This is a genomic window from Chitinophaga sp. (genome assembly GCF_036566945.1).
Lineage (GTDB): Bacteria > Bacteroidota > Bacteroidia > Chitinophagales > Chitinophagaceae > Chitinophaga.
Window position 1 is genome coordinate 1 of the sequence record NZ_DATCVJ010000700.1, and the last position, 14,488, is coordinate 14,488.

At 44.0% G+C, this 14,488-nt stretch carries 6 protein-coding genes; 4 read left to right on the forward strand and 2 right to left on the reverse strand.

The window, feature by feature from the left end:
- Positions 1–91: 91 nt before the first annotated feature.
- The 3 genes from VIP81_RS21120 (at position 92) to VIP81_RS21130 (ending at position 9,520) form a co-directional block, all read left to right on the forward strand.
- A complete protein-coding gene (locus VIP81_RS21120; RefSeq protein WP_331965898.1) occupies positions 92–6,967 on the forward strand; it encodes a neuraminidase-like domain-containing protein in 6,876 nt (2,291 codons plus the stop codon).
- Positions 6,968–7,089: 122 nt separating this feature from the next.
- Positions 7,090–8,877 (forward strand): M48 family metalloprotease, encoded by a 1,788-nt coding sequence (locus tag VIP81_RS21125; RefSeq protein WP_331965901.1) that lies wholly within the window; start codon positions 7,090–7,092, stop codon positions 8,875–8,877.
- An 85-nt stretch (positions 8,878–8,962) separates the two neighbouring features.
- Positions 8,963–9,520: a hypothetical protein gene (locus tag VIP81_RS21130; protein WP_331965905.1), complete on the forward strand. Its 558-nt coding sequence runs from the start codon at positions 8,963–8,965 to the stop codon at positions 9,518–9,520.
- Between the two features lie 92 nt (positions 9,521–9,612).
- Here the strand turns inward: VIP81_RS21130 and VIP81_RS21135 are convergent, their stop codons facing one another.
- Positions 9,613–10,362 (reverse strand): GLPGLI family protein, encoded by a 750-nt coding sequence (locus tag VIP81_RS21135; RefSeq protein WP_331965908.1) that lies wholly within the window; start codon positions 10,360–10,362, stop codon positions 9,613–9,615.
- A 35-nt stretch (positions 10,363–10,397) separates the two neighbouring features.
- Positions 10,398–13,133 (reverse strand): TonB-dependent receptor, encoded by a 2,736-nt coding sequence (locus VIP81_RS21140; protein WP_331965911.1) that lies wholly within the window; start codon positions 13,131–13,133, stop codon positions 10,398–10,400.
- 783 nt (positions 13,134–13,916) lie between these two features.
- Here VIP81_RS21140 and VIP81_RS21145 point away from each other — a divergent pair.
- Positions 13,917–14,488 (forward strand): hypothetical protein (locus VIP81_RS21145; RefSeq protein WP_331965914.1); only part of this gene is annotated, 572 nt, incomplete at its 3' end.

Sequence of the window (14,488 nt, forward strand, 5' to 3'; positions counted from 1 at the left end):
ACTGGGATTAACACAAGCAGGATTTCCTGACCTGATTGCATTGTCACTCACACCTGATAATGTAATTGCGATAGTGGAAAACCTTAAGTGGATGCGGAGAACAGGACTCAATGCGTTTACGGTAAATTATCTCTGTAATGCGCAAACCAGTCAGTATGTGAATGCCGGATATGAAGTGGTGAATGTACCCGACTTTATTAACTCCCTGCATTCCTCCCTGCAAAGAAACCTGCTGCTGGAAAGCACTTTCACCGGTAACGGTATTTCCCCGGAACAATCTAAAGCCATCTTTGACTGGATGATGGCCACTCCGCAAAATTATGTGGACTCAGCCGGATTTGTATCGAATACCAATATCCTCACGATCCAGGATCTGCCTGACTCGATGACGGTAGTCACGCAGGATGATTTTACCCTGTCTTTCCAGAATAAAACCAATATTGTTCAAACCACCGATACTTACCGGAGTAATCAAACGAATGTATTTACCTCTGAAATCTCCTCGTTCTTCCAGGTGAAGTCGGACTTTATGTCCAGTATTATTGATCAGGTGAAAACACTTTTCAATGCGCCCAATTACCTGGAATATTTCTACCTGAAAGATCTGATTGCCACACCGGCTAATACTGTACTGAAAGATGCCAGCACCACGGAGCTGGATCCTGTCAAAGTGCGGGCGGTTTTTTCGAAAAACAGCTTACCCCTGCCGGAAATAATCAATATTGTCACCACCGCCACCGGCGCATGGACCATCGACGACAAGGACAGTATTGTACTTTATTATGGCTACCAGGTTCCCGGGCAGGACAATATCTATTTCTATTCAGATCCAACCATAGAAACGACCAATGATTTATTGTTCGCATTCAATTTCATTCAGGGGCTGTCCAGATTCATTATTCTGTATAAGAGTCTTGGTTTTAATATTGTGCAGATAGAAGGCGTTATTCAAACCCCATCTGCCTATAATCTTACCTATAATTTCGACGCAAGTACTTTCTTACTGACCTTTAGTCCGAATAACATTATTGCGCTCAATACTTTTATTAACCTGGAAAGTGCTTTTGGCGATACGAACAGTGCATTGGTGGGATATCTCTATACCGTCAAAGCCACTACGCTGGATGCCTGTGCGGCGTTATGTGCTATCACGGGCTGGCATGAGGACCAGTGCCGGTATTTATGCGATTACTTTTTTGGAACAGGTGTGAATTGTAAGACCGTATTGCAGCTACAGCGATTGAACGTCGCTTTCTCCATTACCGCTCAACTGGGAATAGATGTATACTTTCTAAAACAACTCAACGACATCGCTTCCTGGCAGCAGACCAATGCTGCCAACTGGGCCACCTACAATAGCTTGTCGACTACATTACTGCAAAATGTAAAAGCAGTGATCCCTTCAGATGCATGGCCGACGGTATTTAAAACCATGAACGGCAAGCTGGAAGAAGCAAAACGAACAGCCATGCTGGCCCTCACCGTTTGGGAAGTGGGTAAAACCTACCCGGACATTACCACCGCCGATAATTTGTATGAATACCTGTTGATTGATGTAAAAAGGGGAGGATGCCAGGATATTTCCTATATCAAGCAGGCCCTGAACTCCGCCCAGCTATACTTGCAGCGGTGCCGCCTCAACCTGGAAAGGAACGTGGTGATTGATAAGGCCGACCTTCCGGATGTATATTGGGAATGGATTATGAACTACCGTATATGGGAGGCAAACCGGGAAGTATTTTTATATCCCGAAAATTACCTGGACCCTAGTTTACGTGTGTCAAAAACAGATTTATTTAAGGAGCTGGAAAATAATCTCAGCCAGGGAAATATTACCGCTGCCACCGTGGAAGCAGCCTATACACAATACCTGGATTCCTTCCAGGAACTGGCCACGCTGCAATACGTGAGTGGTTACCATTGTTATACGGATGGACCTATTAATCCGGAAAGTGAGATCTTGTATCTCTTTGCCAGAACACAGTCGGTGCCTTATCAGTATTACTATATTACCAGGCAGCCCGGAGATGTATGGTCACAATGGAATAAGATCAATATCACCATCAATTCCGATCATATTACCGCCACATACGCCTTTAACAAGCTGTTTATTTTTTGGGTGGAGCTGGTGCAAACGAATGAAACCGGATCAGACAATGCCAAAATTGTCGTCACTAAAGCCAGCATCAAATCATCTTTTTACGATTATAGTGGTAACTGGAAACAGCCGCAAACCATTATTGATAACCAGGTGATAGATGTGAGTCCATATCCGTCTTTCAACAGTCCTTTCAATGCGACTCTCTTTAATTCCAATAAACCATATTACAATCGTGTTATTGCATTTCCAAGTGATGATAAAAACTTCTTTGATCCGTTGGCCGACCCGCAGAAACAACAGAAAATTTATCTTTACTATGGACCGCTGACCAATGTTTTAGCCTATAACCCCGCCACTGTTCCTGATCCCAAGCTAACGGCTCCACCCATGACCTATGCATTTGAACTGCAAATTGGTATAGACGATGCCGTTATACGACAGGGGAAAACCGAAGGTATCGCAGGATATTATCCACTGACACCTTTCATTGTACTGGATGCCCTGCTGGAAAGCAGTTTCCTGATCAACAACCATGAATATGTTTTCCTGCAGAATGATGCTTTAGCAGGCAATAGTGCCCCTGGGTTTGCAGCCACCAGTCTTGAAAAGAAACTGGTATTGCAACCCTCTGCCAATACCTTAAGAACAAATTACATTGAAGGTATGGGTTTGGATTTGGTAAGTTTCCTGCAGCCGTCTCCGGTGGATAATACTTCCTTCATTACCTTCGATATTAATGCCACACAATCGGCCAATATTTACACCATCCTGACCACGCCTCCAAATGCCGTGATCAGCAGCACAGGTACCGTGCTGGCCGGTGCTTTGACAGTGGATGCTTCCATGTATGCCCTGCTGCTATCTCTCGATATAGAACAGGCCAGAGAAGTCAGAGACATATTGTATGCCCACTACTACGGTACACAATCGTTACTTCAGAATATTGCTACGCTTAACAGCCAGATTATTCCAATAGATAATAATCCGGGAATGTTCATTTTTTATAATGATGGCGATGGCTATCTTTTTAAGAATGATAAATATGGAGATGTCAGTGATCTGGCCAGAATCGGTAATCTGCTGAATGGCGTAAATATATATTCATTTATTTCGCTGGATATTGACCAGACGCTCTCTTTCAATATTTATACGGCATTATCCGCTGCACCCAACCTTATTATTTTAGCGAATGGTCAGGTGGATGTAGCTAAGGCACTTAGCATACAACCCAATATGTTGGCTGTTTTGTGTAGTATCTCCATAGAGCAGGCCTATGAAGTGAAAAATATATTGTTGTCTTCCTCACTCACGGGCATTTGCTATGAAAGTGGCAGCTATGTGCATGTAGAACCGAATTCCTTTCAAACAGCAGATATCAGCATTGATGTGTCAGAAAGAACGTATTTTATTTTGAGCACGCCACCAAATACCATTATCGGTAAAGATGGAATAGTAAACACCGCTATTGCCGAAGGACTGAGTGTACAGATGCTTGCAGCGGTTCTGGGGATTTCTCCAGAACAGGCGGCAGAAGTTAAAACGATATTGATCACCCCTGACGCGACCACCCCGCCCAGCAAGTTTGTACCGAATGACAATATCTATTCTCTTCAGTTCACCATCGACAGAATCAGTACCGGCGCCATCCGAAAATTGAGCCGGATACTGTTCACAGAAGGAATTGATCAAATGTTGTCGCTGGAATCACAACAGGCGCCCAAAAATGTGGTGTCCTATTTCGACCAGCTGGGCCCCACGGCAGCCGTCACGCCGCCTAAAATACAATATGATGAGCAGGTAAGTTTTGTTGGACCCTACGGTGAATACTATTGGGAATTATTCTTCCACGGGCCTATGCTGGTGGCGAAAGTACTGAATAATAATCTGCAGTTCAAGGACGCGGAGGATTGGTATCAGTATGTATTCAACCCCACATTAAGTTTGGTAAAGATGGAAGCGGATTCGTTTGTGGTCAACAATATTTCTCCTGCACAATCTGCCCAGATATTTACCACCCTGAGCACGCCTCCGAACGATTTGATTGATGCCAACGGATTGGTAAAGAAAGGCGCGTTGACCGTGACTATACAGATGCTGTCTGCCGCATTGTACATCTCCGATATACAGGCCGCAGAAGTAAAAAATATCCTGGTCAACAACTATCTCATTACCCCGCTTTATACCTACTGGCAATTCCAGCCTTTCCGGGAACATACGCTTCAAACGCTGACAGAACAGCTCACCGATCCTGCGCAGATCTATGCATATGACCGCCATCCGTTTGATCCGCATGCTATTGCCAGACTCAGAATAGGCGCCTACGAAAAGGCGACGGTGATGCAATATATTCAGAACCTGATCGACTGGGGAGATAGTGAATACAGATTGTATACCTGGGAATCCATTACTGCAGCCATGATGTTATACATCTACGCATACGATCTGCTGGGCCCACGCCCGGTAGATATGGGCGAGCAGCCACCTGAATTCCCGGTGAACTTTAATGAAATTCTGGCGAAATATGGTGACACGGCCGGTGGCATCCCGCAGTTTCTCATAGACATGGAAAATGCTATTTCATCTTCCATTCCTCCGGTACTGCCACCCGTAGGGAAAGATGTTCCTTACAATGATATAGAAGCCTATTTCTGTATTCCGGAAAATGAAATGTTTGCCACCTACTGGGATACGATCGACAACAGGTTGTATAACATCCGGCACTGCCTCAACATAAACGGGGTAGCACAGCCACTGCCACTGTTTGATCCGCCCATCAATCCGATGGATTTGGTAAAAGCAGCAGCCTCCGGTAACAATATTCTGAACCTGAGTGCCATGGTGCAGCCCAATGTGCCGGCCTACCGCTTTAGCAGCATGATACAGCTGGCAAAAGAATTAACCGGCACCGTGATGCAACTGGGTGGGGAGCTGCTGGCTGCCCTGGAGAAAAAAGATAGTGAAGCGTTACAGCAGCTGCAAACAGTCAATGAACTGAACCTGCTGAATCTTAATGTGCTGATAAAACAGCAACAGATTGTAGATGCGCAGGCGCAACTGGAGTCCTTGCAGCAAAGTCTGCAAGGTGCGCAATATAAACAAAACTACTATTCCGATTTATTGGATGCAGGCTGGAATTCCTACGAAATTTCCGATGTAGCCATACGTTCATCTGCTATCATTCCTCAGACCATTGCAGCCGGTATCAATGGGGTATCCATCGCCGCTTACCTGGCGCCTAATATTTTCGGGCTTGCCGACGGAGGAATGGAATTTGGAAATGCGGTAAGCGCGGGTGCCGGCATCAGCAGCATCGCAGCGGAAATCCTGAATCAATCAGCAGGACTGGTATCGACCGCAGGTTCTTATCAGCGTCGGGACGAAGACTGGGAGTTCCAGAAAGAAAGTGCCGGATATGAGGTGGCACAAATCACCCAGGAGATTACTTCCAGCCAGGCCCGTATCCTGATTGCACAGCAGGATTTGATCGTGAACCAGAAAAGTATCGAACAAACCCAAACGGTTGATAACTTCCTGAAATCAAAATTCACGAATGAAGACCTTTACAACTGGATGAGTTCCAGGTTATCATCTCTTTACTTCCAAACGTATAACCTGGCATTAAATACCGCATTACAGGCCCAGGCAGCCTTCCAGTTTGAAGAAGATACCAATAGTCAACTGATTACCTTCAATTACTGGGACAGTCTGTATAAAGGGTTGTTGGCGGGAGAATCGCTGATGCTGTCACTGCAGCAAATGGAAACCTCCTATAATAGCCTCAATACCCGTACGTTTGAAATCGAAAAAACCATTTCTGTGCAGCAGAACTTTCCGGAAGAATTCCTGTGCTTTAAATGGGGTAATAACGGAGGAACACAAGGTGTGCTTGATTTTGTATTAAGTGAGCAATTATTTGATTATGACTTTCCAGGACAATATTGCAGGAAGATAAAATCGATATCGATATCGATTCCGGCTGTTATCGGACCCTATCAGAATCTGAATGCTACGCTTACTCAAAATTACAACTGGTTAATCCTGGAACCGGATGTGAATGCAGTGAAGTATGTGGTTTCCAAAACCACTGCCGGAACGGGGTTGACTACAGATGAGCCACCATCCAATATCCTCCGTCAAAACTGGGTTCCTGGTCAACAGATTGCATTGTCGAAAGGAATAGATGATACCGGTTTGTTTGTATTAAACTTTGATGATGAGCGATACCTGCCTTTTGAATGTACCGGCGCTATTTCTTCCTGGACACTGAGTCTGCCGCCAGATACCAACAGAATAAATTATGACAGTATTTCCGATATCATTATCAACGTAAAATACACGGCCAAATTTGGGGGTAACAACTTTGCCACGGCTGTTAAGAATGTTTACAAGAATATTCAGTATCCATCCAACAGTTATACCAAGGCGAAGACCTTTGATTTGGAAAAGGCATTTTTCAATAGCTGGACCAATCTGTTTGGTACACCTGTCAGTGGTATACAAACGATTACTTTTCCGATTACAGACAATTACTGGCTGCCCAACATGGCCACTGTAAAAGTGGAAAAACTGGGACTGCAATTGGAATTGGCCGATGGTACGGCGGTGAGCGGGAATACTTTTGTGCAGATAAAAGGCAGTCAGGGTGTTAAGTTATTTAATATCTCCGCGAATTATGGAGAGATCAGCGGAGATGATTTACAGAGTATCGGCTTTGGCAAAGGAAGTGTGAATTGTACCATTCAGTTTGTGGATGCGAATCTGCCGGATGGTATATCAAAAGGAACGGGTACAGACAAGGCGCTGGACCCCACCACGCTGATTGATATGGCTGTCGTTATTTATTACACCGAACCTGCATTTAGTTAATCATATTCCCTGAAATCCAAAAAAAGGAGGTATACCAAAAAAGAAAAAATAACCATTTGATGTCAGGCTGGTGCGAACCAGCGATCGGTAACAACTTTTCTCTCACAAAAAAAAATTAAGCTATGGGCGTTAATGACTGGTGGTACCAGCCCTGCCTTGACAACATCAAGGCATTGGGTGGAACAATGTGTCCAGAGGAACATTGTGATGCTACCATTGTAAAACAGTATTCAGAAAGCTACTGTAATTGTTCCAGTACCTATCCAAACGGATGTTCGCCAAACAGGTATGACGGATGTTGTTCCTACTCCGCCACTTCACCGGTACCTATCATTAGTGAAGGCTGTTATTGTTGCTGCGGTTGTTTTGCAAACGAAACACCTGTTGCAGTAGATGTACAAACCTACAAGGCTATTGCGGAATTCGTTCCCGGCGACCTGGTGTATGTGGCCGACAATGCGGATCTCAGCAGTTGGAGCCAGAAACAGGTATTGTTTAGCAATGGCGCTGGTGGAAATACCAGTCAGATTACCATGATTAAACTTACCTACGACACGGGGGATGGTAAACTGGATCACCTGTTTGTTTCCAGAGATCAGTTATTTTATATGACGGATCAAAAAATGAAGTCTGCCGCTAAACTGGTGCCCGACCAGGACAAGCTGGTATACTATGACGGCACTACTGCGCTGGTCAAAAGTCTGGAAGTGGGTAAATACAAAAAAGGACTGCACCACATTGCTACCAGTATTGGCCCGGCTACCACACTGGATGGTCACCTGATGCTTGCCAAAGGTATCGTTTGCGGGGATTATGCCTTGCAGCTCGGCCTTTTGGCCAAGGATTCGGGAGGACTCGTTGCAGACCACGATAAACTGCCTGAATTTGGTTCCCAGGCCTACCTGGAGAAGTACCAGCACATCATCGGTGACGCGCTCAAGGCCCACCATCCGGATTACAAACCGGAGGATTTCGATTCCAGTGTGTTTGAAAAATTTGGCACCAAAGGCGCTGTTAATATCCCTGACAGTGCACAGCACTTTATCAGCAGAGAACAGGCACTGTCTATTTACGAAAATCCAAATGCCGTAATAGCACCTGTTTATTCCGGCATCGGAGATGAGGTGGTGAAATACCTGTTTACCTTGTTTCAGGGTTTTTATCCGGATGTTAATTTTTACTACGACAAGGAAAACCAAATGCCAAATGCTTATTCCTTCATTGAGTATGGTCAAACCTTTGTAGTGGTTAACGGCGGTCTGGCGCGTATTTCCGTGATGAATTTTAATCTCCTCGCATTCGTAATAGGCCATGAATTAGGACACCTCTATGGTGGTGAACCTAAGAATCCGGCTGAATACACCTGTGAAGGGATGTCCGATTACTTTGCGATGACCGGGGTATTACCAAAGGTATGGTATGGTCTTTCCGCTGCTCCTATCATGAAGGCGGCGATTAGTACATTGCCGGACTTCTTTGATCTGATTGCTCCCATATTGAGAAAAGGAAGAAAAGGGAATACCTGCATGTACATTTCAACAGATTGTCGTATGGATACTGTAAACGCAGCATTCAATATGATGGCCTTGCCTGCATGTGCCGGCGGTCCTGTAGATCCTAAGCTCCAGGTGTCATCCGCACTCCCTGTATTTGATAAAAGAGGTACTACATTGACAGTTACTTACAACTTGCCGGTAGATCCTAAATCAGCTACAGCCATCGGTAACTATGTATTCGATCCGATTCTTTCCGTGAATGCCGCCCGTATGGATCCAAAGAATCCAAACGTGGTGAACCTGAGTCTCATCAAGGGGAAACCCGGAGGTTATTCCGTTTGCGTATTTGATGTTACCTCTGCTAAAGGCGAGCCACTGATCAAGGGTGATAATTGTGCCGGTTTTAATTTCTGATAACCGGCTTTCTACATTCAGGAGGCCTGCATACGGCTTCGTATAGCAGGCCTCTTATTACTTAGTCGCAAATCCAGTAAGTACCATGATACACGAAATTCTTGAGGTAGAAGAAAACAGTTCATTTGATGATTTAGCTGTAAAATTTGGGAGCTACCTTGGTTTACCGGGAAGCATCCCCACCAACGCATTATTGCGGGCGATCAACGATCCTGTATACGCGCAAAATCTTATTATCAGCCGCCAGAGTGCACCCTTCCTGAATGCCTTATTAAATGATGCTGGTAATAAATTGTATGAGGTAGAAGAGGAAAAAGAGTTAACCAACGGTGATTTGTTAAAAAGAGCAGGAACGGCCTTGTTCAATTGGACCAAATCCGGTTTTACCGTAGTCAGTGATGAGGTATTGGAAAAACGGGAAGATGCCTGTCTTTCCTGCGAGCATTTGGTAAAACCAGAGAAATTTTTGCAGAAACTGGTTACCTCCAAATCTAAAGATACCATTGGTAAAAGGGCCGCAGATTGCGTTTGCAAGGTTTGCGGATGCAGTATCAGCAAAAAGATTCGTGCTGCTTCGGAAGGTTGTCCGGTAACCATGCCAGGTAATCCCGCCCTGAATAAATGGGGAGAACCTAAATACTAATCTATCAACGGACTTTAACAAAGAAGGTGTAAGGTGTTGCACCTTCTTTGTTATGCTTGTATGTGTAGCAGCAAGACATTTTTATTCTTCTCCTACAAATCCATAAAAAACTGTACCCATGCAGAAGTCAATCTAAACTGCTTCAGCATTTTTGCCGTTTTAACATTAAAATCCTTGTTATTAATCAGCGCTGATTTTCCGGGTGCCGGCATTTTCCATTTCTCCGGCGCTGTATCCATGAGGGTAACGCTCTCAGCGAAAATAGTAATATGCTGGTGAGGGATGGCTACGCCTAAAATCATTCCGGGTAAACCATTGAAAGACTCCGGTCCTCCGCGGGTAGGAATTTCATCAGTATAAAATGCCACGACATAGATAGAGTCAAATAACAAGGCATTGGCCCGATGACATTCATAGCCGGCAATTTCCCGGGTTTCTTCTGTCAATTTCCATTTCAGTTTTTTAGCGGCGTCTTTCATGAAAAATACCTGCTCAAAAGCCTGCTTTTCCGTCAGCACTGTATCAGTGGAGAAATTGCTATACACTTTGTTCTTATAAGCCACCGGTATCTGGAAGGTTTGTGAATAGTTCATATCCGGATTCCCCGGCTGATAAAGACTTTCTTCCCCGCTGAAATATAGCTCAAAGCTATCTGCCCAGAACTGGGGCGCAGTGCTCCGGTATTGCTGTATGACGGCTGGCAGCTGATCCTCGGCTACGCTCCCCGTTTCTTTTAGAAAAATGGGCATCGCTGCAAACGTATTGACTTTCCGCTCAAACTTTATTTTCCCGCTGTTGATAAATACCGCCTGTTGCGCAGCAGCAGGGGGGAAGCAGTTCATCCCTATAATAATTCCAAGAATGTTAATGATCTTTCTCACTGTTTAATACTATTAAATTTTGTGAAATTCCAGGTCGCACCGAGCATAAAGTAGCGCTGAATAGTGGTGTAGCGGTTTTCTGAAAAAAATGTGTTGGTGGCCGTACGGGCATAACCGTTATTTTGGTTCAGGATATCATTGCAGGAGATTTTCACCGTTAGCTGGTCGTTGCTGAAAAAATTGCGCCCTATCCAGGCATTCCAGATGGTACGCTTGAAATTATCGTTGAATGTCTGCGTTTTTTGCTGCCAGAGGTAGTTGGCATCTGTATGGAACTGGAACTTCTTCAGAAAATAAAGATCAAAAGAGGGGTTTAGGTTATAGTAGAAATAGCTGTTTTTAATGTCTGGCTGAAGAGAGGAACTATTGTTAGTGTATCCTCCGGTTGCCGTTAAATTAATGCTATATTTCTGCAACTTCGCTTTATAGGCTTGCAACACCAGGGTATAGGTATTGTAGTTCAGCTGGTTGATGGCACCGTTGATCGGACTAAAGGACTTACCGCCATTAAACCCCAGCCCGGCAACGGCCTGCAGGTCAAACGGGTTGATTTGCTTCGAGTAATAACTATTTGCATAATAATTACAGTTGGCATAACCTTCCATATTTACATTTTGATAGGTATACGCCCCCGTAGGATCTACAGTGATCGATTGGGTAATTGGATTTGATACTATCGTATAACCAGCCGATGCTCCATAATACATCTGTGAGACTGTTTTTGCAGCATAGTACCTGGCAGTGAAATTGTTGGTGAAGCTATTCTTCAACGTTGTATTATCCAGTACCGTAGTAAGCTGACCGTTATCAAAATTAAAAGGAAGCATCTGCGGACGGCTTGGGTTGTTGCTGTTCCCGTTGTAACTAAAACTCAATGCTTCATAATTACTGAATTTATAGTTGAAATTGAGACTAGGATTCAGGTTTGTAAACTGTTTATCCAGCTTTAGGGCATCATACACACTTTCGGAATTCATCTGAACAAACTTAATATTGTTACCTACTTTCAGTATTACCTTTTTGTTGGCATAATTCAGGGACAATCCACCTTGGTTAGCCCAGGTGGTTGAATTCATTTTAGTACTAAAAGCCGTGTCAATCGTTGTTGGGTCCTGGTTCTTGCCAAGGTTATACGAACGTTTATCGTCATGCGACGATTCGCTGTACAAGTCATAGTTGACAATCAGGGACAATTTTTTAGAAAGGGGCTCGGTGTAAATAGCATTGAGCGTAGATACACGCCAGTTATCATCCATTTTTCTGCGCAAATGCAGCACTGCCGTGCTATCGGGACGATGCAGTTCATCATAGAAGGTACTCGTGGAAGCGCTTTCTCCATTAGTGGCATCATTGGAAAAGTTATTATTCAGATACACCGCGATGGTACGGCCCTTCTTTTTTAATTGTTTTTCCCAGGACAGGTTAAGATTGTAACGGTCGTAGTCATATTTATTGGTGCCGGATTTCTCACTGTTATAGATCAGGCTGGAATCACCCCGCCTGTTCTGTGTAAAACTGCTATTCGAACTTTTGTTACTATAGCGTGATCCGTCTGTATAAATAGTAAAAGTGGAAGTAGAATCAAACTTGTAACTATATTTTGCATTCAGTTTATGGTCGGTGCTGTTATTCTTGAAATTGTTATTGGAATTGCTTAGAATAACACCGGAAGGCAGGTTATTCTGCGAGGTAGTGGATTCTGATCCGACCACCTGCTGCTGGTTGAATTTATAATTGCCATTGAGAGAAGTGTTATCACTGTTCCATTTTTTATCGTAGTGAAAACCAGCCGAGGTAGTGGTTGGTAGCCCTTTACCGGAATAGTTGCCATCGCCCTCTTCGTCAGATCCCATTTTTTCTTTATCGGCAGTTCCCAGCCCGGATCTTCCTATATTGCTGGTGGTGGTATAGGCAGACATCTTTCTTTTGCCCTTGAAAAAGTTAATCATTCCCTGCACATTGTACCGTTCATCTGTACCGGCGCCGGCCTCGGCTTTTCCAAATACGCCATGTTTTTTATCTTCTTTAATTTTCAGGTTGATGGTTTTGTCTTTTACCCCATCTTCTATACCGGTAAATGCTGCGGCATCTGACTTCTTATCATATACCTGTACTTTGTCGATCATGTCTGCCCGGAGGTTGCGTGTTACCAGCGTGGGGTCGTCACTGAAAAACTCTTCTCCGTCTACCAACACCTTTTTTACTTTCTGCCCCTGGGCGGTGATATTACCAAATTGATCTATCTGCAGGCCGGGGAGCTGTCTTAACAGCTCTTCCACCGAGGCATTGGGTTGCACTTTGAAACTACCGGCATTATATTCGGTGGTGTCGCCATTTATCTTGATGGCAGCCACCTTCGATGTTACGATTACTTCGTGCAGCAATTTGCTTTTGGGTATGAGATAGATATTTTTCATCTCTACCAGCTTATTGCCAACATCTTTCATGTTTACCCGGTGGGAATAGCTGGCATACTTCGGATAGGAGAAATATAAAACATAGCTGGCAGTATCAGGAAGTTGCTGAAAGCGGAACTCCCCATCTTTCCCTGCCCTGGTACTGGCGATGATAATGGAATCCCGGGCCTGTAGTAATACTACTACAGCATTCCGCAACGGGGCTTTCAGGCTGCTGTCTGTCACGGTTCCCCGGATCGAGCTGGTTTGTGCGTTGACTTTACAATGGAATAAGATAATCAGCAGGAATATTAATTTCGGGACATTTTTCATCATTGGGTGGCAGGATTTAAATGCAGGCTAAGAAACAAATGGTCTTCGACAACCTTTTTTTTATCGTTATGAAATGCTTTCATGCTTTGTTATTCACATAGGTCGGCAGTATGATTTATCATTTCCGTTTTGTGGCTCATTGTTCACTTGATAAATTGTATTTGCCGGTTTATCGGAAAATACAATCATTTTTTAAATTTTCTCCGTCGCTGGTTTTTGGAATCATTTTTTAACGTTTCAATTTATCGTTCATTTTATGCAAAGCATCAGGGATAAAGTCGCTATAATGCAGGGGAGGCGTTGAAAGCAACACACCCAATCGGGTGTGCTAAGGACGAATACCCTATATGGCTGGCCAAAAAATAATTAAAACCAACTTTCCCAGCTGACTTTTCTGAAAAATGATGGGTCGACATTTTCCTAAGGCTCATAGGTGGCGTTCTCTTACCTCGTTCAAACATTATCTGTTGCTTATCGCAGCCCCGCCCTACCGGATACAAGTTTGGTAGGGCTTTTTTATTTATTGGCCACAGAAACCGGCGATTTTTTTTCGGGTGCAATCAAAGTATAATTAAAAAAAGATTAAACAAAAAGAGGTTATAAATGTTTCCATAGAGAGCGCCTGAACTGTGAGCCGCTAGTTACTATTCTCTTCTTAAGCATACTCAATCTTTTAGCGCCCATCATCCAATCATAAGCATACTGAGCCATTGGTAATTATGCCGGGGTTCTATGGCGTTAATCAAGGGCCTTCACTTTATTATTTATAACAATCAATCAGGGTGTATGAAAGTATTTTCATTTGTAATGATCGCAGTTTCCTTGTCTGTACTGGTTTCATGCGGCAATAAAAATAACAACGTTGGCAAGAGTGGCGACGAAAAGGTAGACTCCCTGGATGCTAAAGATCCACTCCCATCGTGGAACGATGGTACTGTCAAAAAAGCTATCATCGACTATGTAAATAAGGTCACCACTGCCGGGGGCGCTGACTTTATTCCCGTATCTGAAAGAATTGCCACCTTTGATAATGATGGCACCCTATGGGCCGAACAGCCTGTATATTTCCAGTTCTTTTACGCACTGGATAAGGCGAAATCCATGGCCTCCGCTCACCCCGAATGGAAAACCAAAGAGCCTTTTAAATCTGTACTAAACAACGATATGCCCGGCATTATGAAGCAGGGAGAAAAAGGTATTCTTGAAATCGTTGCTGCCACGCATGCCGGTATGAGCACAGATCAATTTGATTCGTCTGTGAGCCAATGGATTGATACCGCTTTGCACCCGGTGAAAAAAATGCATTATAATGAAATGGTGTATCAGCCAATGCTGGAACTATTGAAATACCTGCAAAA

Bases quoted from the DNA above. Each gene is read 5' to 3' on its own strand.
- VIP81_RS21120 (WP_331965898.1), top strand. From the start codon at position 92: ATGCGGAGAACAGGACTCAATGCGTTTACGGTAAATTATCTCTGTAAT.
- VIP81_RS21140 (WP_331965911.1), bottom strand. From the start codon at position 13,133: ATGATGAAAAATGTCCCGAAATTAATATTCCTGCTGATTATCTTATTC.
- VIP81_RS21125 (WP_331965901.1), top strand. From the start codon at position 7,090: ATGGGCGTTAATGACTGGTGGTACCAGCCCTGCCTTGACAACATCAAG.
- VIP81_RS21130 (WP_331965905.1), top strand. From the start codon at position 8,963: ATGATACACGAAATTCTTGAGGTAGAAGAAAACAGTTCATTTGATGAT.
- VIP81_RS21135 (WP_331965908.1), bottom strand. From the start codon at position 10,362: ATGAACTGCTTCCCCCCTGCTGCTGCGCAACAGGCGGTATTTATCAAC.